Origin of the sequence: Vibrio sp. YT-15, from assembly GCF_033337445.1 — a bacterium.
Taxonomy (GTDB): domain Bacteria; phylum Pseudomonadota; class Gammaproteobacteria; order Enterobacterales; family Vibrionaceae; genus Vibrio; species Vibrio alginolyticus.
Map to the genome: position 1 here is coordinate 105,524 of NZ_JAWOQR010000013.1, position 22,607 is coordinate 128,130.

Consider the following 22,607-nt stretch of genomic DNA (forward strand, 5'->3'; position numbering starts at 1 on the left):
ATAGTTATGCCGCTCGTAGAGAGTGAAACAGTTCTAACGAAAAATCTTTACTGTCTGGAATGCTTGAACTGGTGCCAATATCGATAAATGGATGCTCGATTAGAAGCTGCTTGACGAAATGTGGCCAGTCTTCCAGTGAGTCGAAGGGACGGGCTATGTCGTTGTAGATAACTTCAATCTCGTGGGCTTCTGTTACATAGCCTGCAAATAGAACATTGCAGTACTCGGTGTTGAACTGCTTCTGGGCTTCTTCTTTGCTTGGGAATGAAAATAGGCATAAGGACACACGCGGGGCTTCCGTCGCGCATGTTTTAGGATGCTGGTGGAGAGAGACAATTTGATGGATTTCAGGATTCACGTAAGCACTGTCCCAACTATCATCAGAGTATCGACCATTGCCGCTTATAAGGCATTGCTCATGACAAATATCACCATCATCGAATACACGGTATAGAGTAAGATCTTGCGATTGATAGACACGTGTCTGATCTTGAAAAAGGGGAGTGTGGCTAACGTGTTGTAGGTGAGGTAATAGGTAGTCGTATAGTTTCATCGTGGAATCTCCTGTGCTTGAGATTCTATTTTCTGACACTTCTCTAATCGCGCCAGAGGCTGCAGGCTGGCAAGCTGCCAACCTGCATGGTCAAGTTATGCAGCTTTGCGCCAGTCGTTAACACGCTGTTTTATGGCTTCAACAACAATCTCTTTGTCAGTCTCAAACATAGAGTTTAATTGCTTGTCCTTAGCATCCCTCATATCGTCATAAAAGGCCTGTGTAATATGACTAGCAAAGTTGGAGTTACCTCTGATATGCCGAATGCCAGCAATAAATGACGTATCACTGGTGGCCGAAGCAGGGTTAGAAATGACGCCATTGATATATTGAAGCACCCCTTCAACGGTTGCATTCATCTCGAGTTCGAGGTACTGACCAATTCGGAAAACGGCTTGTTTGTAAGCTTTCATCGTCATCGAATCTGCAGGTTTGTTCATGACTTCCTTGATGTACTCGCCAAGCGATGCAAGATATTTAAGCTCAACCTCATTTTGGTAAGGGCGATGTATAGAATAATTCACGGCGTGCTCCAGGCCGTAAAGGTGAAGAAATACTTCCTCGTTACCTGACCACTGTTCTTTGATCTCAGAGGCGCTGCGACGAATTAGTGGATAAATTGCTTTGTAATATTGGTCACAGTCCTCTGTTAAACGAAACTCTTTGTAGCAGTTCGTGATAAAGCTTTCATAGTCAAAAGAGACATCTTGATGGGATTCTGAAAGGGGTGATTGTGCAAATTCTTCCGGTGTAGCAATGCCGGTAACATGGAACGTCCACAGAATTGATTCGACAAACTTAAACGGTGTCCCGCCGTAAATCATGATTTTATTATCGAAGTCTACGGGAAGGTTTTTATCTGTTGAGCGAATTCCCATTAGTTGACCCGAAAAGTGTATTTTGTGATTCATTTTGCTGTTCCGTATTCATTAGGCACCAAGAAATCACGATTTAAGTGGTACTCTTGATGCCAGATAGTTTGAGAGATAATTTGAAGGGAAGGAACTGGTTGCCAACCCATTCAATTGAACTGACAACAAGTATCTCTCACATTGGAAAACGCGCTAGATGGGAAATGCTTAGTGACTATTTGAAGAGTTGGACATAAGCCACGAATGAAAGTAGAGATGGACCAACTGCAAGGACAAACACCACCATTGATTCATATGAATCGTTTCTCAATAGGTCGATTGGCGTTTTCACTGGTTGTTGAACAACAGCGGCCAATTTATGTTGCACCATCGGTCTAATTTTAGGGGTGACAATCCTGTACAGAGAGATTATGGCTAATATGTTCATCGCTGCTATGGCAAATTCAACCGCATACGATGCCTTTACCGGATGCAGTAAGAATGTAAACACACCCATTTGTAGTACCAGATAAGCAAAATACTTCATTTGTGTTCCCTTCTGTTAGTAAGCCAATCGTGTGTGATTCTCTGGATAGCCCAACATACGTTCTGCAAACACAGGGTTAAGGCCACCCTCAGTCGCACCAAGGCGCTGTATATCCCCGATCAACCCGCCTAATTTACCGGGCCGTGACATTCGGCTACCGGAAGTAAAATTGTTGTTGCCGTCCTTTGCAATGCATGTAGACAGCAAATTCGGGAAAGTAGTTTTGGTTGGGTTAAGATTGCGATCAGGCTCTCCAGTATAGATGTTACCACCGATCAGAATGCCACGTGATGGCATGTTCGTTACCAGTTCTTGATTGTCCATAGAAAAAATATCGAGTTGAGATACACCCCAGCCAGCAGCAAGTTTGGATGCCATGTAAGTTTCATTCTTGCGTGATTTTGGCTGTTTTGGTTTTACAGGGGCAAACTCAGCATCTGTGATGGCGTCAAATATTGCCTTAGCGATAGCTGGAACAATAGCATTGCCAACGCCGTTGATACGCTTTGTTCTCAGCTTAATTGAACGAGGCTCTTTTACCACGGCTGCATTGAGGATGTATTCTGGATCTTCTGATGGCAGGGGCATAAAGTGGTTCGGTTGCTTGTTCGCTTGCTTACGTACCGTATCGAAGATACGGCGGTTACCACGAGCGACAGCTGTCGTTGGCAGATACGCGACGATATAAGTGCGATGGCGGTAATGTGGGTAGCCAAACGCAGTCGCTGCAATGACCTCCCACTCAACGATATAACCAAGTCTGTTAAGTTCCATAAGAATCACATCAAGCCCACGGTTCAAGAGGTTGCTTGAGTTTTCAAAAACCAAATACGGAACTTCCAAGTCTTCTGCGATATTAAGAATGTCGTGCACTAGGCCAGATCGCGCACCGTTGATGCCGACATGATTGCCTTTGGTATTAGCTGGAGTCACATCCTGACATGGGAAGCCAGCAGATAGGATAGTTGGGAAGGGCAATATTCCTTCCATGAAATCCTCCATACAAAGGCTTGTGAAGCCAGTTTCATCAACAGGCACCTTATCCTCGTCTATAAGTGCCTGATGGCTGTGATAGGCGCGAGGAAGACCAATTTCAGACACATCACCGCAGTTATCTAGATTGAAGTTACGGTCAATCAATTTTGTATTATATGGGTCGATTTCAGCGGTGCAGATCGTTTCTATAAGACCGTTTTGCTGTGCGGCAAGGTGAAATCCGCCTATACCTGTACATAGCTCTAAAAGTGGTAGTTTGTTCATTGTGATTGACCCATAACGTATTTGATATGGGTCAGTATCCGCTAGAAGTCTAATCGCACAAGTCAGCGTTGAGCGACCATAGCTTCGTGGTAACGAAGTGAAGTAGGGGTAGAGCGTTCGGGTAATTCCGTTCTCTCTGTCACGGCATTACAGAGAGCAATGGATAGGTCAATTTCCGACTCACGAATAAATTTACTTGCTTTAGTAAGGTGATGCTCGCCCTCTTGAGCTTTGGCGTGAAAGATCCGAACGGTTTTTTTAGCCCTTGTCATGCCTACATATGCCAGTCGTCGCTCTTCCTCTTCATCAACACCTAAACCAGTTTCTGACTTTTTCTTAATAGGCATGGTATCCGCATCCCAAAACGGCAGTAGAACAAGGTCATACTCACAGCCTTTTGAACGAAAAATGGTGGTCAGTGTTACACCGTAATTATTCTTTGTTTGTTGTTGCGACAAATTGATGAGTCGTTGGAAGTAAGAGAGTGCATCCGCTGGTGAAAGCTTCAGGCTTCTTAATACGGTCGCAAGTGAGTTAAATCGTTCTTCTGCTTCTGCCAGTTCAGCATCACTTGTCGCGCTATTGGCCAACCATTCAGACATGTTTGACTCGTCAAGGTACGCATCAAAAACATCAAGGGCAGAGGCATTTTTCATTCCCTTCAATGTGTCGATGATATACAGGCGTTCCCTTACGTTTTCGTAACGGGTTTTGCTGGTGGTATCAGCTAATTGAATGGTATCTATCGCGGATACCCAATGCTCTACATCAATGCCACTTAAGCGGCGTGAAAGCTCCATCAGCTTCTTATTCGGCACGTAAGTGTGAGGGAACCGGAGAAGGTCGAAAATAAGTGTGCTGCGCGCTTCCGAATCAAGCACCTTATCGTTTCCGGTTACAAAAGTTAGTAGAGTAGTGAGAAGCTTAATCTCTCTTGTGTTTGGTAATGCGAATTCTGGGGGCATTTTATACGGCACCCTTCGAAGCAGGAACGATAACTCGAAAAGCATGGACTGTGACCAACGGCGGATCAGGACGGCGCAGTCTGCAGGTTGTCCACCGGATTCTAAGTGTTTGTTTATGGATTCGATAACGTCAGCTGCTGGCGTACCTGTAGGGCAGACTTCAACATTTGTAATTGGTGTACCTGGAGCAGAAACTGTCAAAGTGTCGAATCGTTCTTGGTTGTTCACAATCAGGTGGTTTGAAGCCAGAGATAAACGGTGACCATAACGGAACGTCTTACTTAATGTCAGCTTTGTACACGGCGGGAAATCTTTCTCGAAAGTTAGCATAAATCCCGGGTTTGAACCGCGCCAACTGTAAATCGATTGGTCAATGTCTCCGACCGCGATTAGAGAAGTATTCTGGGCCTTAATCAGCTTTACCAGCTCATACTGGGAGGCATTAATGTCTTGAAATTCATCAATCAAAATTTTAGAGAATTTTGACTGGTATTGAGTTCTTAGCTGTCCGTCCTTGCGTAACAGAGCTACGGTTTCAGGACACCAGTCATCAAAGAACAATACTTTTTCGGCCAAACGAGCCTTTTCAAACTCATAAAATGCAGGGATTAAAAACGAGTAAGTTTGGTTGATCCCCATAATGTTAAACACTTCTTTTACAGGTAACATCATCGCTTTCACGAGGCCGACAAACGACAATAGGGTATCTGCAGTTTTGCTATCACCAATAACGGATGCAATCTTCTTGCTTCTCGTGTTTGCGGCAATCACTTTAAGAGCAGACCTAGCTAATGACAGCTGGAATGGTCCAGTGTCCATGTTAAGTTCGAAGCCAATTCGATTCAGGTGGCCAGAATTACGCAAAACGCTGTAGCAAAAACCGTGAAAGGTTTTGATTAATGGAAGATCTGCCAATCTTTTAGCTTTGATACGCGCAGTGAACTCGGTTGCGATGTCACTATTGAACATTAGGACGCACATATTGGTAGCCGGCATCGTTTTGACTTGTTCCAAAATGAACTCAATTAAAGTAGTCGTTTTGCCAGTACCTGGGCCTGCGTCGATCAGTGCATTTCCTGAGTTAAACGAGACAATAGCGTCTTGCTCGGATGTTCTATTCATTTGCTATACCTTAAACTTTTCTCTATTCACTAGTATGCAGGCAGATATATATGCCGCAAGAGCCCCTATGTGGCTAACATTAAATTTTGATAGCGTGGTAGTATCGTTTCTTAATGTACAGCAACCGGATTAAGAAATGCACTACCTGTTAATCAAGAACAATGAGAAAGCACCATTATTAGAACTGCTGAGGAAGGTAAAAGAGACTGAGTTAGACGCCGATACTAGAACGGTAGTAGATAGCCTAGTGCTCCAAATCCACAGTGGTACAGCTGATGTTATTCATAGTAACCATATCGCTAGATTCTTGCGTAGTTTAAGGCCATTAGGGTTCGGATTAGTCAATTTAAGTCATAACATCTCTCAAGAGAAACTTGCCGATATGATAAAAGGCAGACTCCTTTATGAAGTAATGGAAATAGAAGGCTGCGATTACCATTCACATCAGATAGCTGAATACATGCTGCAAATGGGTTACCAGATACCGGAAAACCTTGTTAAACGATTTGGAACCTCAAGCGTAGAAAGCTTCTTCGAGAATATGTTGAACAGTGAACATGATACTTGTCATGGCGTACTGCGACTAATGTCTGACGAATTTGTAAGTAACGGCTATTTCAAAAGTCTAGCGAGGGGAATTAGCCAGCCAGTAACGAACAAACTAAAGTCCCCGAAACATGCCCTGGTTAAAAACCTTCTCAATTCATGGATAATCGATGGTTTCTTACCAGTACATCAGGTTAACCCAATAAAACTGGCTGTATCGCAAACACTAAAAAAAGACATCTTGAAGAAAAAAGAGAACCTTGTGCAGTATGATCACTGGTTAGTTGAACAATTGGTTCAGCTATGGGGGGAACATGAACAGTTCTACGACAGTGAGCATTCTATTGTGGCAGCTTTCACAGAAGAAGTGGGCCAAATTGATGACCATGCACCTTATAAGTCGCGCCTAATTGAACTTGTTTACGAAGTGCGAAACAGAGCAAGCCATTACCTCAAATAGCAGAAAAGGCGCATAGATGCGCCTTTCTTTATGGATTAGAAATAGGTACCAATTTTTCAATTGCAGACTACGGTTAAAAACTTCCTTCTGCTTGACGAATAGCTTTGTAACGAACCATGCCTTCGGTCAGAAAGATGATATTGGCCAAGTCATAGTAGGTGACCTTACCGCCTCGATAATCGTAGACCTGCTGTACTTTCTTCGTTATGAAGTCCTCATTAACTTCAAGCACCAGTTTTTCCAGTTCATCGTAATGGTCAGGGGTGATCTCCCGGCCTTCATGCGGAACCAGCCAAACATTTAATGGAGGATAGTTCTCAGGGTTTTTGTATACCTTCATCGTTACATTTGCTGACGATGCATGAAAATGGTCACCCGCGCTCTTTGTTATGTGTTGAAAATACCAAATGGAAGCACCGATGAAGATTGCATACAGATCAAATCCGTAAATACCAATACCAAGTAGAAGTATGCCTACTACTTGGAGTTTTCTAGCGTGTACTAATAGCAGTTTGGCTCTATCAGTTACTTTTCCAGATAGCTCCATTAGGAGCTTGTAATTGTTCAATTTCGGTACCTATTCTTTCGATGTTAAGTGGGACTCTGAGCGATTGCGTGTTAATTCAATCCAAATTGTCGTTGAACCGTCATCACCACGATTAGATGGAGCAGGGCAAAAGCTCTCGTCAACTTGCTTTAGGAAAAGCTGTTCACTCAAGAATTCCAAGCAACCGGTATCTGTCGCGGCCATATCAACGCCATATTCTTCGATTGATGGCATTGCTACTGTAACCGCCTGTACGGTGTAAAGATTGGCAATGTAAGCCCATTCATTGCTTTCAAATATGGGCGGCTGAGAAGGGGTTTCAGAGTCATAGATCACCAAATCTGCATCTTGCTTATCGTATTGAGATTCCAAACAGCTTGGTTTAGTAAAATGGATTAAAACTTGGCTGACAGATGGATCTGTGTAAACCCATAATTGCTCTGGAATTTCGCGTTCATAGCGTGAACACTGTTCACTGGATGGTAAGGGCAAGTCTTTTGATTGCGCACTTAGCCACTGAGTTTCACCCTCTGAATACTGCAGCATCTCAAGGACGATATTTCTAAGGTGAAAATTCTTACCTATAAGATGCTTACCCAAGACGGATTCCATTGTACTTAGCTGGTCTTGTGTGGGGATAAAGTATGGTTGAGCCATTTTGTTCTCACTTAGTCATTAACTCGTAATAACCAATACTTTAATCGGCAATCCGATTCCCGCAACAAGCTCTATTTAGAGTTAATGATAAATTATAACGCTTAAAAAAAATAGTGAGGTAGGTTCTGTTGGTAGGAGTCATTCAAGGAGTTCCCAATAGGTGGGGGAAGGGAACTCCTTTGGAGCAATTTATTGTGTCACATACTCATTTGAAAACTTGATTGACTCAAGTTCACTGATCAGCTCATTAAATTGAGAAGTATTGCCTGCCGATGTTTGTCTTACACACTCTGAGATAAGAGCTGAACGGTAAGACTCCGACAATTCAGCTAGTTTTTTCTTTTCAATCTGAATCGCCTGGCTATCGTCAGGAAGTCTATTAATCGCATTTAGTGAAGTCGTCATGATCTGGAAATAGCGTTCAGATGCATCAGCGAGAGTGTCTTTTCGAGAGTCCGATAAATTTCCCGATAGTCTCATGTCCCAGTACATTTTTAGCAGTGATCTTGAGTCCTTTGCTAAAGGCGAATCTTCCAAATTCTCTAGCTGAGATTCAACAACGTCCATTTGATAACGATGTAACGCGGAGAAGTACAACGCACCATACTGCTTTGCTTTTCGCTGTGTTGTAAATACAACCAGTGCTATGTATGTCGAAAGGCTCGCTACTGCACATACAATCAATGCGATTTTTCCCTGCGATACAACGGCGTTGACAGTAAAGAAGATTGATAATGCGAATGCTGCGATATTTTTAGGGTCGATGGCTGCATTAAGTATGACTGTACGTAAAAGGTTTTTTCGTGAGTATTTCATGTCAATATCCCAAGATTGTAGAAGCAATTTTTGATGCGTTAGCAAGGAAAAGCACAGCTAGGATACTAGAAGCAAACATAACTACGTTGGGGCTAACAACCGAGAAGAAGATGACTCCCATGATGAATACCATCATCATAATTTTTACCAATGGGCCATCAAGTATTTCCACCATATCTTCTGCAGCACTACAGAAAGGAGAACCATTGGTGTTTTCTAGACACTTAGTAGAACTTGGTTGCTCTGGCTCAACGGAAATAGTCTGAGTATTTTCCTCTTGAACTGGTGCTTTCTCTGTATTCTTAGTAATCGTGAGATCTGGTGACGTTTTGACGATTCGAGCTGTCAATTCCGATTTCACCAAGTCTTTCATTATCGAGTCATTAAATCGTGAGTAGGGATTTGATAGGCCGCGTTCAAGCAAAGCCGAAACTAATCCTAAATCTTGTTTGCTGCTCTTACCAATTCCCCAGTAGACAGTACCTGAATCCAGAACATCAGTACCAGTCACGTTCAATGCGTTAGAAACGAATGCCTTTACCACGTCAGATTCAACAAAGCTTGGTAGTGTTGCAATAACATCAGGATCTGGTGTTCGATTGCCACTTAGTACAGCAACTACTTTGTAGACGTTTGTGTCCAACTTGGAAAGCTTCTGTATTACCACTGAACTATCTAGCTCACTGCCTTTAGAAATTGTTGAACAGTTTAAAATAAAGCCAAAATCATCTTTTGAAGTGACTTTGAGAGCACCTGGGCAGAACTCTGGATCAGCATATACAGATAGAATTGGGGGTGGAGCATTTAAGTAATCCACTAAACGGATAGGCTATGTTCCCATTAACTGTTGTTGAATGTGGAACAGCCTGTTTTCGTTAAGGTTTTCTGGTGTATCCATATATCTAAACCAACCAAGGTAATGGTCGAGATATTTTGTGGCTACGCCATGAAATCGTTTTATCCAAAGTTTCAAACGGCTGTGGTACGCATTAACATTTTGAATGTGAAAGACTTTATCTATCACCTTAATGCCGCCAGCCACGTCTAACCGTTTGTGGATTAAGTCATTTTTTTCTGACAGCGCTATATAGGACTTATAGCCATCGCTACACAACACGCTGTCTTTTTCCAGCTTACCAACCAACTCTTTGTGTAGAGCTTCGGTTGTTACATCAGGCAAAATCGCTTCATAGGTGTTTTTGGCTCTGTCTCTGACAGTCAAAACAGGAACCCAATCTTCCTTAGAACGTCCCCGTTTTTGAGCCTTCATTCCTCGTTTATGAGGAGGACGACTCAACTTCTTTGCCCCTTTTTCTGAATACGGGAACAGAGTTTCGTCTGCTTCAATAATGCCTTCAAGCCTGCTGGCTTTTAGCGTTGAAGGTAAAGCCAGAAAACGATGTCGCCATCTGAATGATGTTTTCAGGTTAATCCCACACTCTTTGGCACATTCACGCAACACTTTGCTATCGAGCATACACCGTATGTAATCCAGCCAAAGCTCTTTGTATCTGAGCCTGGCTAGCGGAGTCGCCGTTGTTGCTACAAAGGTTTTACCGCAGTTTTTACAGCGATATCGCTGCATCTTATTTACTTTGCCGTGTCGATTAATCAATGAGCTATGACAGTGTGGACATTCTGGTTTTTCAACCATCCGTTCTTCTAACTCTGATATCAACTGTGAGGTACTATCCGTACCTTTCAGCCACTTCTCTATATAACGAACTTGGCTATCTGTTAGGTTCTCAAGCTCAGTCATCAACTTAGTAAATTGCGCAGGAATCATAAGTAACCCCTCGGTAACTGGATCTATATACAGTGTAGCAACAATTTACGGGAACATAGCCAACGGATAATCCCGGAGAACACAAACGAGAACAGTAGTACATAAACAAGGAACTTCTTGGCGTTAACCAAGTGTTTAGAATTTACTGGGTACTCGTTGAGCAAAAAAACACAATTTTGAACGTATGAGCTGTGCATTGATTCTCTCAAAGTAGTTGGTTGATTGAGAGAATCCTACCTCATAACATTGATTGTTGAAAGTGCAGTAGTTGAAAATCAGCCATTTTCAAAACTACAACACTTAACAATTAGCCTGTGAAGTAATTCATGCAGTAGTAGGTAAACAGTAATACGAAAGCAATGAGAATCCAGCCAATAACTTTAGATAGTCGTGTGCCTCTTGAGTCTTTTTCAGAATCAATGATTCTAATAACGGATGCGCCTATCCAATCAATAAACTCAAGTAAAACGCTCCGCATTAAGAACGTAAAAACCTTGAGTATGCCGCGTATAATGTCATCATCCATAGTTTCACTTCTGTGGTTTGCCAAAAACACTTTCTATAAGCACATCCACCCAACCGAATGGAAAGAGCTTTACCTTTTCCACTTCTGCTTCATTTTGAGAAATTTTGGATGGTTTATTTACATGCTCTTCGAGAGCTTCCTCAAACTGGTTAGGGTTCTTTAAGAGGGTGTAAATAAGGGAGTTTGCGTAAGTGGTGTCACCCTCAAGTTCAAGATTGTTCTTTTCTGCATAGTACTTAGCAACGGCAGCTGATCTGGAGCGTCCAGCGTCACAGTGAACAATGATTTCTCTGATATTAGGTGATTCCTCGATACGCTTGAACATAAGCAAGATTTTGAGAGCGTGAACTTTACGGGCGCAACCGTCAAAATAATTCCAGAAGTCAGCGCCATACTCTGAGATTAGTTCTTCGTCATATGCTGCATCATCAAACCCAATGTGATCAAAGAATCCCCAATCTTCTTTCGGAACTTGAGAATCAACTTCCTGTCCAGCATCGTGAATAGAAATAAGGGCAATAGAATTGTCAGGGACTAGTTTTCTCGCATCTCTGACAGGCATGAATGAAATTTGATGAATCATAATACGCTCCGCATTAAATGTGTGAGCACATAATACACGGAGCGAATAGAAGTTTAAATTAGGAAATGATCAGGTGTGCGCGAGTGTGGAGGCAACTTGGAGCTTTTCTACCACAACACCGTTTGTATTGTAGTGATTAAGGTGTAAGTCATTGCCGTACTGGACTATTTCTACATGACCGGAATCGTCAGGTAGCAGTATCGCTGTTCGGTTACCCAGTTCGCTGTAAGTGAATGACGATTCATTTAAATCTGCCAAACCCTCTGGAAATCGCAAAACACCTTCTACTTCATTTTCTCCGTGGAAGACTGTCATACACTTATCAGTAAGCGATACTTTAAAGTCTAATATACTGGCGACCCACTGATCGCCATTTAAAGTGAATTTATTGTTGTTCAGCATTCTCTAGATTCGCACTGGCATAATTAGTGATTTGCTTGTTACTACCTTTCCAACAGGTGATACACAGCATGACGCATTAGCTTCTGTGAATTCCATTGTTACGTGTTCAGTGTAAATGTGGCTTAGAGCATCAATCAGGTACTTAGGGTTAACACCGAAGTCATAAGTGATTGGGTCGCCAGATGTTTGAGCAGTGATCATGTCCTCACCTAAGCCATCTTCTTCATTATCAATCACAGTTTGTAGCTTAATACCGTTTTCGGTAGTTGAGAGTTTAACTTTAGGGAACTTGTCATCTGTTAGCAAAACAGACACGCGATTTAATACTGATAATAGCTCAAGACGATTAAATTTGATCTTGCTTGCGCATGTCTTAGGGAACATTTTAGAAATATCAGGGAACTTACTATCAATAAGGGCTGTGCGGTAAACAAGACCGCCCCAATTGAATTCAGCTCTTGAACCATTGTAAGCAATAGTAATTTCTTCCGCAGACTCGTTTAGGCGAGTAAAAACTGTCATTGAGTTGTAAGGGAGCAATAGACCCATTTTGTTTACTGCTTCACCTACTTGCATTTTGTTCACGCAAAGGCGGTGACCATCACTCGCGTTAGCGAACAATGCACCACGATTAACGTTAAGGTAAACACCATTCAGATAATGACGCACATCGTTACGACCAGAAGCGTACAGCACGTTGGAAATTAGGCTCATAAACTCTTTAGCAGGAACGGTAAAGGTGCTCTCAACGTCTTTGATGATGTCAACTGTTGGGTAATCGGTTACTGGAATAGTTTTTAGTTGTAGGCGTGATTTACCGCAGCTCAATACTGCACGGTTTTTACCTTGTACTTCTTTGATTTTAACTTGTGTGTTCTTTGGTAGTGCGCGAGTCGCTTGAAACAGTTTCACTGCGTCAACACATAGACTGCCATTGCCTTTTACTTGGATCTCGTCTGTAGCACAAATTCGAGTAAATGACTGGTTGCCGTTAGAACCAGTGATTTGAAGTTGTCCGTTGTTCGCTTCAAGCAACACGAAATCAAATGATGAAATGCCTGTTTGACGGCTATCAGCGTTATTACAAGCGTGACCAACGAAGTTTAGTAGAGCTTGTTGTGAGTTTGATATAAGTTCCATGATTTGCCTCCACAGCATTTTGATAATTCGGGGTGGTTAGCCCGTCTGATATGAAAATATTAAGACACTTGTGAAAACGCGCAACTCTTTAAAACGCTACTTTTTGAAAATAAATTAATAATCATTGTTTCATTTAAAAACAAAGACTTATTATAAAATTCTGTGGGGTGGTGCAATTTCTAGGTAACTGTTCTGATTCAAAAAATTGTAAACTTACGAATTCAATAAATGTTGTGTAAGTGGTACTGGAATGAATACAGAGTTAGACACAAACCGAAACCTTGAAGATCATCTAAACAAACTGATTGCTGGTGGACAACCGGTAGAATTAATTACTGCTCAAATGCTCCATGAAGTAGCTGGCAACTGTACGTTGGAACAATGTGCACGATGGTTGTTGGACTACAAAGAGACAAATGAACTCTCAGTGCGTGTTCAACAACCAGAATGGGTTGGAATGTTTATCGATAAATTGAAAGGGCTGGGGGATCAGATTTGGCCTCTAATCGAAAGTGAAATCCAATCACAGGTAGCGACTCAGGTTAGGGATAGAACTCAGGAGCTAGAAATCGCACAGTCATCTCTAACGGATGCAAATGCGAAACTGGCAGATAGCGCGAAAGTTATTGAGAACCTGGAGCAGAAGCTAACCATCTCTGAACAGGCGAATGGTCAAATTCAAAACTTAATCCAGAATGTTGAATCTGCTAATGAAAAAGCCCTAACTGCTCTAGAAGAAAAAAACCAATTTTTCGAGAATCGCGTCCGGGATCTCGAAGCTAGTCTGGATACCTCCACGCAGCAACTGGCTGAAACACAGGAACAGCTTGCAGAGTCACAAGGTCAGGTAAATACACTAACTGCAGAGTTAGATACCGCTGGTAGGAAAGCAAAAAAACTTGATGAACAGATTGAGAAGCTAACTAATCAGAATTCCGAGTTAGATTCTGAACTGGGGACAAACAAGAACCTGGTGAAAGATCTTAAATCCGAGCTGTCAGCACTTAAGAAAAACCGTAGCCCGGAAGAGAAGAAACTGGAGCGCTTACAGACCAAGACAGAAACACAGAAAACAGAAATAAAAGATCTAACTGACCGTTTGGTACAAGCAGAAGGGACTATAGAGCAATTAGCGAATCAAAACGCTAGACAAGGGGAACAATTAGAGCGGTCTAGCGAAAGGCTCATTTTGGCCTCAGATGCTTGCATGAAGGCTTCCGAAGAGGTTGGGGTGCTACAAGGTAAGCTTGAGGTATATGAAGCACAGAAAGAATCCTAGAGCGTTTAAATCACCTGTATTCATAAACAGGTAATATTGAATTCGAGATAAAAAGTGAAAATCGATTCGTTCAATTAGCTTTATAAAAACAAAAAAAGAAAATAACAATTATTTTTGAATGTGGGTATGTGGGCAGCTTGCTGTCCATATATCCACATTTTTTTTGCGTTGGATATTGTGGGTTATAGCGAAGCGAAATCCACATATCCAAGGACATACATTCTTAAGGATCTTTCTTATGATCTTTCTTAAAAGATCTTATTAGGTTCTGCAATCCCTTATGTATCAATGCTTGTGGCGGTTTTGCCGTGACAGATTGAAGGGTAAACGTGACAGATTGAAGGGGATAAATAGACAATGTGAAGGGGTATTCGTGACAGATTGAAGGGATGGAAACGCGGTTATTCATGGGTTATACACAGGTAAAAAATGGCCTTTAAAGGTTGAGCAGTACTTCAAATTACCAACTTCTAGTATTTGCCTGTCACACACTTTGAGTATTCGTTTTCAATAAATAGCGTTTTATGCTTGCTAATTGATAATTAATTAAATTAGAATTCGTGACTTCTATAATTCAGCTGTCACGAGTTTTATGAATTTGCCAATTAGCGTTAGTCAAAAACAAGCGAAATCCGTTTACCTTAGACAGTCGAACGCACTGACTACGGCAGCGTATACACTCTCACGCAATGAAAAGCGCTTGGTGTACCTTTCTCTGGAAAAAATCTTTAATGGTTCTGTTACAGAAGAACGAGGAAGGTTTGATGTAACTATCAACCACAGTGAGTATGCGCGTGTTTTTGATGAAAGCGATAAAAACATCAGCCGTGACATTGCCAAAGCATCGGCAGCACTGAATAAACGGGAGATAGTCTTCTATGTGCCAAGTGAAGATGCAGATAATGGCGAAAAGGCATTGGATGGACTCAGTTGGACAACCAAACGTTCTGTACGTCCAAAACGCGGAACGACCGTTCTTTCATTCAACGCTGAATTAGTCGACTTACTTCGAGCTGATGGCCGATATACCGGCTATTTCCTCCATGTAGTTGCAAAGCTAAACAACCAATACGCATTGCGATTGTATGAATCTATCCGTCAGTGGGTGACATTGAAACGAAATGCTAAAGACGCCGAAAAAGGGGTTGAGCGTTCGGTCACCTTCGGTATTGACTGGCTTATTAACCGATACGAGCTACCTGCATCATACCAACGCATGTCTGATTTTAGACGCCGATTTCTAATTCCTGCCGTCACTGAAATTCATAACAAGTCCGATATTTGCTTATCGTATGAAGAAAATGCAGCCAAAGGCGGTCGACGTAATTCTATCGTTTCTATCACTTTTCGTTGGATAGAAAAACAAGACCCATTTAAGGATGACTATCTAGGCTTTGAAGATTTCACTGACGTAACAACACCTCCAGTTCGTGATGAACTTGATGATGATGTTTGGGTTGAGCTCGGGTTGGTATATCTGGATTCATTTAGTGAAGAAAGCCAATTGCCCTCAGTTGAATGGGCTATGGACTTCTTAGTTACATATCAAGCTGTACGAGGCGAATCCCCGCCTAAGAAACTTAAAGATTCACTACTCAACTTGGTTGCTTAACCGGGTAGGGACGGCTTTGCCGTGTGTAATACGCTCACTTTTGAGCACATTTGTAATTGGTACCGGGAATCTAGGTGAGAATCCTATGAACTGACGTCGCAGCGGTATTTGATGACGCAGGCTTTGTATCACACTGCAATTCGTTTTTGTGGGAAGTGAAAGTCAGCGGTGAATGGAAAATATTCCTTTCAGATTCATAAGTCCGAAGACCGACCATTTTTATTTTAAACGCGAAGGAAAACACATGAAATACACTTTACTTGCATCTGCTATTGCTACGTTGGTTTCGACATCCGCATTTGCAACTGCAACTGACACCACTGAAACTATTGTTGTTACAGCAAACCGTGTAGAGCAGGGCATCAACGAACAATTGTCTCCAATTGACGTGATCTCAAAAGAACAAATCAAAGACTTAAAGGTTGAGTCTTTAGCAGAATTGTTAAAGCGTCTACCTGGCATTCAAGTGGCCAACAATGGTGGTCCTGGCGCAACAAGTAACTTTTATATCCGCGGTCGTTCAGGACGTAACGTACTTGTGATGATTAACGGTATTCGTGTCGGTAGTTCAACAACAGGTACAGCTAATCTCAATGCATTACCGATCAAGAGTGTTGAACGTATTGAAATCCTTCGTGGACCTCGTGCATCTGTTTATGGTTCTGATGCCGTTAGTGGTGTTATCAACCTGATCACAAGTGAAAAAGGTAGTGATGCAAGCAGTGTGTCAGCGGGTATTGGTTCTAAAGGTCGTCGTGACGCGAACGCGAGTTTAGCGACTTCTTCTGATAACGCATGGTTTAGCGTTTCTGCTAATACACAAAGAGCTGACGGCTATAACGTATTACCAGATAGTACAAACCCGGTGAACACGGATGATGATGGTTACAACAATACATACGCAACCGTAGATGGTGGTTATCAGATTAATGATCAGCTAACAGTTAAGGGTACCGCTTACTATCAAAACGGGAAAAATGATTTTGACAGTGGTTACACTACAGGTGGCGCTGATCAAAGTGAAGACACGACTTACAATCTAGGTCTTGTCACTGAGTACCAAGGTTCAAATCTTCTATCATCGCTGACTGTTGGCCACAACAAAGATAAATCTGAATCGTATGGCAATGGCTCGGATGGTAGCGACATTTCTACCACTCGTAGTGTGATCACTTGGCAGAACAACTACGCCCTAAATGATTCTACGAATTTAATGGCTGGCCTTGAGTACAATAACGAGAAAGTAGACAACGTTAGTATTGATTATGTGGACGATGACCGTCAGACACAATCTGTATACTTTGGTACTTCTAAGTCTGGTGAAGATTATCTGATTGAGGGTAATGTACGTCTGGATGATAGTGATGCATACGGTACATTTACAACATATCAACTTGGTGCAGGTTATGACATCGATGATTCGCACCGTTTAACGGCTATGTACGGTACTTCGTATAAGGCACCTACATTCAACCAGCTATACTGGCCGCGTCAATGTGATGTTTGGGGTTGTTACGAAGGAAACGCGAACTTAGAGCCAGAAGAAGCGCAATCAGGTGAAATCGCACTTGAAGCGAACTATGACTTTGCAGACCTGCGCGTTGCTTACCACCACTCAGAAATCGAGAACATGATTTCTAGTGCGAACTCAAGCCTTGATAACATCGGTAAGGCACAGGTTAAAGGCGTAGAGTTTGTGGCAAGCTTTGACACCTTCGGTATTTATCATGAGGTTTCTTACGACTACCTTGATGCAAAAAACAAAGATTCGGATAAGCAGCTAGTTCGTCGCGCTCGCAACAGTGCTAAGTGGAACATGTCTTACGAAATCTCAGACTTCAAGTTTGATGTAAGCTACTTGTACCAAGGTAAGCGATACAACGATGCATCAAACAAAGTTGAGCTTGGCGGTTATTCACTGACAGACATTGCTATGACGTACCAGATCACTGAGCAACTTTCTTGTGGTGCAAAAGTGGGTAACGTGTTTGATAAAGAATACGAAACAGTTAAAGGCTTCGTAACGCCTGAGCGTAACTACTACGCTAACGTAACCTACGATTTTTAATCTAGGTCACTGATCGACAGGTAGTAAAAAGGGAGCATCATGCTCCCTTTTTTATTGGATTAATAAGTTAGAAACTTTGAATGGTCATTGAAACGAAAGGTATCAATTACGTAGGAACTTTTCATTGGTAAACATGGCCTCGATTGTATCGGCAGGGAATACATAGCTCTTGCCTTTATTAGACCCTTCCACACACGATCCGATAAATGGGTTTTTTCGCGCTCTGGAGTTGAATCCGGTCAATACAAACCACTCGCCATTGCATTTAAACTCACGTTTTATCTTTTCTTCGTTAAGGTATGGGAACGCATATAAATACGATACAAGCGTTTTGTACTCAGGTGATACAACAGTGCCATCTTCTGAGGTGCCAAGCATGGTGATTTTAGCTGTTGCTTTAGAACCATCAGGATCGTAAGACATATTACCTACCTCAATAGTTACACCAGTCTTTCTCTTAATCTCTTCAAACGCTAGGTTAAGTTCTGAACGAAGTGTTTGACACATTTTTTTGTCGATTTTGATTGCAGTCATTTGATTTCTCACAGTGTTTTGGTTAGTTGAGTTTTTATTTTCTGCCAACTTGCTAAACGCGCAACAGGACAAATAGACCCCTTTGAGTAAGGTTGAGTTGAGTGCTCAAAGGGGAGGAAAGGAGTTAGACGCGACCGCGTTTTGGCAATGTCAGTAAAGTACTGCCATTTCTCTGTGTGTATCCCGGCCAGTCATTTTCTTCTAGTGAACGGTGTAGATTTTGAATGTGACGATGGAAGTTTCTCTCAGCAATTTCCCAATCGGCATCTGACAACTCAAACACTTCGCAAATGTCTGCATCTAGATATTCCACAGCAACGAAGGGGAAGACGTTGATTGGGCAGGGTATACCAGCCAATCTACCGACATAGGTGTACATGTAAGCCTGTAGGTCGTACCCAAGGTCACCAAACTGATAGGCAGCCATTAAAGGATTGGCGCTGCGTGTAGTTTTTACATCAGCTGGAACACCATCTTTAGATAACCAGTCGAAACGAACCTTAAGCATCATTCCTGTTTCTGGACATTGAGCAATGACAGACAGTTCAGCGAAGCCATTTTGCAAAATGGTATTTGCCCACTCATGGTTGCGTACTGTTTCACAAGCGCGGTGTGCGTCATCCCAAACAATAGGGTCAATCGGTGTTTTCTCTAGTAACGGTTTCACCTGAACGTCAGTCATGCAATCTACTAGCGAAGGTCGACCCGTAGAGTCAGCTTGTACCTCTAATGCTTTAAGTACAGCTGGCTCACCTGAGTTATCAATTAAGTGACGCTTTTGCTGTTCTTCAAATATAAGTACTGATGGATCAGCTTGTAGGATACGTTCGGTTAGAGCGGCTTTAGTGCCTGACACTGCCAGTTTCAGTTCTTTACACTTCTCTCTAAGGTCGTCAGTAGTGTGTAAGCTGTTCTCATGCTCAACAGGATTAAGTAAGCGATAATAGCGGTCATAGAAGCCCTCTGGCTCTAATATAAGTTCATGTGAGTATGTACCTGCATCGTAGATGCGCTCTGTAGTCTTAGCTGTACGTTTACGGTCGATTTTGTCGATGTAAGCTCGCTTGTAGTGTGCAGGTGACTTTGCGTATTTTTTTACTTGGCTGGAGCTGGTCGCAGGTAGGGAGTGATAAACCTCATTAGGCATATCGGCATAGATGCCAGCCACAAGGTTGCCATTAGCATCGAAGAAATTTGGATTACCTGCTGTGTCATATGCAGGGGTAATTACAAACGGTAAGCCTTCATTAAGCTTCGCAGCCGCAATGTCATCGTCTGTGAAGAAAAAGCCATTACGCGCCACTGTAGTTGGTTGTGGTGCGTGTTGAGATAAGAATGCCTCAACACTAGCCATATGCGCTGCGTCAAACTTATCATCTGTTAGGAAAAGCCCGTTCATAAATAAACCCTTAATTCGTAATTACTCAACTCAGGGATTATTCTCAGGTATGTTACGGATCGCGCAATCACGTAGATTGCGAAAAAGTGCGGTGGTAGTGAGTGGGGTAGTGGTAATGGCGATTGAAACAACCGCCACTACGGATGCAATCTGATCTAATCAGTGAAGCCTAAAGACACCTTTTCTTCTTCCTCTGGCTCCAATAACAGAGCGTCGTAGAAGCCATGCTCTTTGAACCAGTCAATTGTAGAGCCATCAATTTCAGGCTCAAGCATTAAGCTACCCGTCGTTTGCAAATAGAGAAGGTTCACGAGAATAGCTTTATCGATGTCGCTAAACGTTTCCGTCTTTTGAATTAGCTGATGTGAGAACGATGCGTTGTTCATGGTCAATATCCTTAAGTCATTAGGTTATTAACAAGAGTAAGGCGAGTTAGAAAACGCGAAAGGGTATAAAAAAGCCCAGTTCAATGGCTGGGCTAAGTTAGGTTAATTATCCAAAGAGATTACTGTGTCCACCTCTCTGTTTGTGCTCAACATTAGAGTTAGGTTAGTGGCCAACCTGCTTTTATCATTGTCACTGAGCTTAATATCATCTTCTTCCGAAAGATTTCGTACAGCGTTGGCAGCGATCTTTACGATACCGGTTGTTAGTTCTCGTTTGGCTTTTACAACCATTTTTGCCTGCTGAGCCTGGGTCATTGCCGCCGCGATTTCTGGCGCGTAACCCATTTTATTAAAACTCACATCGATGGCTTCAAGACCATACTTGGTAACGTCTTCATTGATAGACTTGATGATCTCTTTTGAAATTTCATCTGTTGATTGGGTTAGTGTGGCAATTGTACCTGCATCGGCTTTTTCCCTATCTCCATCTATCTCAGAATCTTTATCATCACCAAACTCAGCGACGTGCTCATACGGATACTTCCCAGCAACGTTGCGGATATTACCTTCAACTTGAGAACTGAAAAATTCATCAAAATCATCCAGTTCATAAACTACCAACTCGGGGTTAGCTACTCTCCAACTTACTACCGCTGAAAGCGTAATCAGACTACCGTTAGCATCATTTATTTTTAGGACATCAGTCTCAAAGTTTTTTACCCGATAATTCAGAAGAGTTGTTGAAAAGAAAGGGTTAATCCAGTGAAGTCCCTCTTTCTTAAATACGCCTAAAGGCGTTCCGAAAAGCTGTACAACACGAACCTCTTTGGGGCCGAGAGTTTTCAGCCCAATAAGACAAAAGAATGCCAGAACACCAAGAGGGATGCTGAACCATCGATATGGAGTTGTTTCCGTATATCTGGTAGCAAGGCTATAACTGGAAACGGACTGTACCGTTTTAGTTCCAATCACGCCAAAGCCAATCATGAGAGCAGAGAAGACGATAAAGCAGATGATAAATAGCATCAAATAGCCGTTAATCGAAAAAATTTCTTTAGACGGTACTTGCACATTAACAGCAGATTCGCTGGTGGATTCTGTCATTGGTGATCCCTATTTTGAAAGTTGTTGTGTAACTGAGAGTAATCAAGCTTCTTTGAACAATGGAACAAGGCACTTGTAAGTTCTAAACGCCAGCAGACCAAGCATGCCAAGGCATAAAATTCCGAACATTTGAATAACAGCTAATGCGATATGACCAGCCATTACCGGATTCTGGGCAATGTATTCAACCGTTGGATAGACCATTTCATTGAGCTGATATTGGATGAATGTAGCTCCAAACATCATAGGTATTCCGAGAGACATGATTAATGTGCAGTATTTACATGTCGAGGTAAGGTGGCTGTAGTAGTGTCTAGCTGTTGCCGGGGCGCCGCGGCCAAATAGCCAACCAGTTATCCAAATGATGATTAGTAGGGGGATAAAAAACAGCTGTATTTGTGAAAGCAATATGCCTCCAGTACAGAGCAAGGTGTACATCAAACCTATCGAAATTTTATGTTGTTTCATTCATCCTCAAAGCTATGCTGTGAATCGATATAATCTAGCGATTGTACAATATTTAATTTTTAAAAACGCTAAATTTTGAATGTGAAGGAATATGAACGCCATATTTGATGGCGTCCAATGAAAGTTATTAGTTGGGTAAGTCCGGTAAGACGCGGGTTAAATTATGTGAGGCTTTTTGCATTAAGTAGTCCGGTAGTTCTAATTCTTTTATAGCTCCAGCCATTCTGTTTGGCAGTTGTGAATCGATTTGAGAAATCATCACTCCCGACAAGCATATGCCTGCAAGTCTTGGGTGACCGTTATTGTCCTGCCTAGCACGCTTAGCAATGCTAGCGGAAGGGTGATCATACCAATTGGATAGGTTTGGGTTCTTAAACCAAATCAGTCCGTCCGTATCGATGAAGACCTTATCAATCATGCTGCGTCTCCCTCTACGGGTGCATATTTGCCGGCATTAGTGATAATCACGTCGGCTAATTCAAATTGATCGTTCCATGACGCGTTACAGCAAGGACAACTAACAGCCATCTTCCCTTTAGAGGCTACCTTCAAAAATTCATCGCAATTCAAACCTAAACCTGAACCATCCATATTGTCGTATTGGCAAATAACGCAAGCTTGGCCATGAGACAGGTATCGCTCTTCTTGAAGAGGGCTTAAGGCCTTAATGTTCAGCTTACCTGGCTCAAGAAGTTTCACAGCTGATAATACGTATTGATTATTCCATTCTGCGAAGCAATGTGAGCATTGGCAGTCTTGGGACACAGATGTATCTCCGAAGTCGGGTTCGTCGTGCTCGATCGAGCTGTCTGAACATATGGGGCAGATGTCACCACCGTGTTCGATAAATTCCATTTTCTGAGTATCAGTTAATTGCATTTTTTAGCCCTCATTTAGTGATATTTCAAATTTTCACCCATAAGTAAAATCGCGCAATATCAATCTGATACGGTATTATCGTGACATATTGAAGGGTGTTTGTTTGTGGTGACAAAT

At 42.2% G+C, this 22,607-nt stretch carries 24 protein-coding genes and 1 riboswitch; of the genes, 4 read left to right on the forward strand and 20 right to left on the reverse strand.

The features are described from left to right. Positions 1-4: 4 nt before the first annotated feature. The 5 genes from R7D93_RS20180 to R7D93_RS20200 form a co-directional block, all read right to left on the reverse strand. The gene (locus tag R7D93_RS20180; RefSeq protein ID WP_225477908.1) at positions 5-553 is read right to left on the reverse strand and encodes a hypothetical protein; all 549 of its coding nucleotides are present in this window, start codon (positions 551-553) and stop codon (positions 5-7) included. Between the two features lie 95 nt (positions 554-648). After that, entirely contained in the window at positions 649-1,464 is an 816-nt protein-coding gene (locus R7D93_RS20185; RefSeq protein ID WP_225477906.1) for a hypothetical protein, read from the reverse strand. A 175-nt stretch (positions 1,465-1,639) separates the two neighbouring features. Continuing rightward, on the reverse strand, positions 1,640-1,951 hold the full coding sequence (locus tag R7D93_RS20190; protein ID WP_225477904.1) for a hypothetical protein: 312 nt from the start codon (positions 1,949-1,951) through the stop codon (positions 1,640-1,642). Between the two features lie 15 nt (positions 1,952-1,966). Further along, positions 1,967-3,211 (reverse strand): DNA cytosine methyltransferase, encoded by a 1,245-nt coding sequence (locus tag R7D93_RS20195; protein ID WP_225477902.1) that lies wholly within the window; start codon positions 3,209-3,211, stop codon positions 1,967-1,969. A gap of 62 nt (positions 3,212-3,273) precedes the next feature. Further along, positions 3,274-5,298 carry an ATP-dependent helicase gene (locus tag R7D93_RS20200; protein WP_225477901.1) on the reverse strand — a complete coding sequence of 675 codons (2,025 nt, stop codon included), beginning with the start codon at positions 5,296-5,298 and terminating at the stop codon, positions 3,274-3,276. Between the two features lie 136 nt (positions 5,299-5,434). Here R7D93_RS20200 and R7D93_RS20205 point away from each other — a divergent pair, with 136 nt between their 5' ends. After that, positions 5,435-6,304 carry a hypothetical protein gene (locus R7D93_RS20205; protein ID WP_225477899.1) on the forward strand — a complete coding sequence of 290 codons (870 nt, stop codon included), beginning with the start codon at positions 5,435-5,437 and terminating at the stop codon, positions 6,302-6,304. A 73-nt stretch (positions 6,305-6,377) separates the two neighbouring features. Here R7D93_RS20205 and R7D93_RS20210 read toward each other — a convergent pair whose 3' ends face one another. The 8 genes from R7D93_RS20210 to dnaN all read right to left on the reverse strand — a co-directional run bounded on the left by R7D93_RS20210 (position 6,378) and on the right by dnaN (position 12,761). After that, positions 6,378-6,872, reverse strand: coding sequence for a hypothetical protein (locus R7D93_RS20210; RefSeq protein ID WP_225477897.1), 495 nt, complete (start codon positions 6,870-6,872; stop codon positions 6,378-6,380). A gap of 9 nt (positions 6,873-6,881) precedes the next feature. Continuing rightward, positions 6,882-7,508: a hypothetical protein gene (locus R7D93_RS20215; protein WP_225477895.1), complete on the reverse strand. Its 627-nt coding sequence runs from the start codon at positions 7,506-7,508 to the stop codon at positions 6,882-6,884. A gap of 189 nt (positions 7,509-7,697) precedes the next feature. Next, entirely contained in the window at positions 7,698-8,324 is a 627-nt protein-coding gene (locus tag R7D93_RS20220) for a hypothetical protein (protein ID WP_225477893.1), read from the reverse strand. 1 nt (position 8,325) lies between these two features. Then, complete coding sequence (locus tag R7D93_RS20225) at positions 8,326-9,141, reverse strand: hypothetical protein (RefSeq protein WP_258718595.1); 816 nt, start codon at positions 9,139-9,141, stop codon at positions 8,326-8,328. Between the two features lie 12 nt (positions 9,142-9,153). Then, positions 9,154-10,110, reverse strand: coding sequence for an IS1595 family transposase (locus R7D93_RS20230; RefSeq protein WP_225477889.1), 957 nt, complete (start codon positions 10,108-10,110; stop codon positions 9,154-9,156). A 530-nt stretch (positions 10,111-10,640) separates the two neighbouring features. Then, positions 10,641-11,219 carry a hypothetical protein gene (locus R7D93_RS20235; RefSeq protein ID WP_225477887.1) on the reverse strand — a complete coding sequence of 193 codons (579 nt, stop codon included), beginning with the start codon at positions 11,217-11,219 and terminating at the stop codon, positions 10,641-10,643. Between the two features lie 69 nt (positions 11,220-11,288). Further along, positions 11,289-11,621, reverse strand: coding sequence for a hypothetical protein (locus R7D93_RS20240; RefSeq protein WP_225477886.1), 333 nt, complete (start codon positions 11,619-11,621; stop codon positions 11,289-11,291). A 3-nt stretch (positions 11,622-11,624) separates the two neighbouring features. After that, positions 11,625-12,761, reverse strand: coding sequence for a DNA polymerase III subunit beta (gene dnaN, locus R7D93_RS20245; protein WP_053409801.1), 1,137 nt, complete (start codon positions 12,759-12,761; stop codon positions 11,625-11,627). A gap of 250 nt (positions 12,762-13,011) precedes the next feature. Here dnaN and R7D93_RS20250 point away from each other — a divergent pair, with 250 nt between their 5' ends. The 3 genes from R7D93_RS20250 to R7D93_RS20260 all read left to right on the forward strand — a co-directional run bounded on the left by R7D93_RS20250 (position 13,012) and on the right by R7D93_RS20260 (position 17,720). Continuing rightward, the gene (locus R7D93_RS20250) at positions 13,012-14,040 is read left to right on the forward strand and encodes a hypothetical protein (protein WP_225477883.1); all 1,029 of its coding nucleotides are present in this window, start codon (positions 13,012-13,014) and stop codon (positions 14,038-14,040) included. Positions 14,041-14,632: 592 nt separating this feature from the next. After that, positions 14,633-15,652, forward strand: coding sequence for a RepB family plasmid replication initiator protein (locus tag R7D93_RS20255; RefSeq protein ID WP_225477881.1), 1,020 nt, complete (start codon positions 14,633-14,635; stop codon positions 15,650-15,652). Positions 15,653-15,692: 40 nt separating this feature from the next. Beyond that, a riboswitch (cobalamin riboswitch) is annotated at positions 15,693-15,885 on the forward strand. Positions 15,886-15,896: 11 nt separating this feature from the next. Further along, positions 15,897-17,720, forward strand: coding sequence for a TonB-dependent receptor domain-containing protein (locus R7D93_RS20260; RefSeq protein WP_225477879.1), 1,824 nt, complete (start codon positions 15,897-15,899; stop codon positions 17,718-17,720). A gap of 102 nt (positions 17,721-17,822) precedes the next feature. Here R7D93_RS20260 and R7D93_RS20265 read toward each other — a convergent pair whose 3' ends face one another. The 7 genes from R7D93_RS20265 to R7D93_RS20295 all read right to left on the reverse strand — a co-directional run bounded on the left by R7D93_RS20265 (position 17,823) and on the right by R7D93_RS20295 (position 22,490). After that, a complete protein-coding gene (locus R7D93_RS20265) occupies positions 17,823-18,254 on the reverse strand; it encodes a hypothetical protein (protein ID WP_225477877.1) in 432 nt (143 codons plus the stop codon). Between the two features lie 124 nt (positions 18,255-18,378). Then, complete coding sequence (locus R7D93_RS20270) at positions 18,379-19,653, reverse strand: PD-(D/E)XK nuclease-like domain-containing protein (protein WP_225477875.1); 1,275 nt, start codon at positions 19,651-19,653, stop codon at positions 18,379-18,381. A gap of 155 nt (positions 19,654-19,808) precedes the next feature. After that, positions 19,809-20,039: a hypothetical protein gene (locus R7D93_RS20275; RefSeq protein ID WP_053409807.1), complete on the reverse strand. Its 231-nt coding sequence runs from the start codon at positions 20,037-20,039 to the stop codon at positions 19,809-19,811. Between the two features lie 102 nt (positions 20,040-20,141). Continuing rightward, a complete protein-coding gene (locus R7D93_RS20280; protein ID WP_225477873.1) occupies positions 20,142-21,143 on the reverse strand; it encodes an SPFH domain-containing protein in 1,002 nt (333 codons plus the stop codon). 42 nt (positions 21,144-21,185) lie between these two features. Further along, entirely contained in the window at positions 21,186-21,611 is a 426-nt protein-coding gene (locus R7D93_RS20285) for a hypothetical protein (RefSeq protein WP_225477871.1), read from the reverse strand. Between the two features lie 127 nt (positions 21,612-21,738). Further along, positions 21,739-22,029, reverse strand: a complete 291-nt coding sequence (locus tag R7D93_RS20290) for a hypothetical protein (protein WP_053409810.1) — start codon at positions 22,027-22,029, stop codon at positions 21,739-21,741. Continuing rightward, a complete protein-coding gene (locus R7D93_RS20295) occupies positions 22,026-22,490 on the reverse strand; it encodes a hypothetical protein (protein WP_225477869.1) in 465 nt (154 codons plus the stop codon). Before R7D93_RS20295 ends, R7D93_RS20290 begins: the two co-directional genes overlap by 4 nt. Positions 22,491-22,607 lie beyond the last annotated feature (117 nt).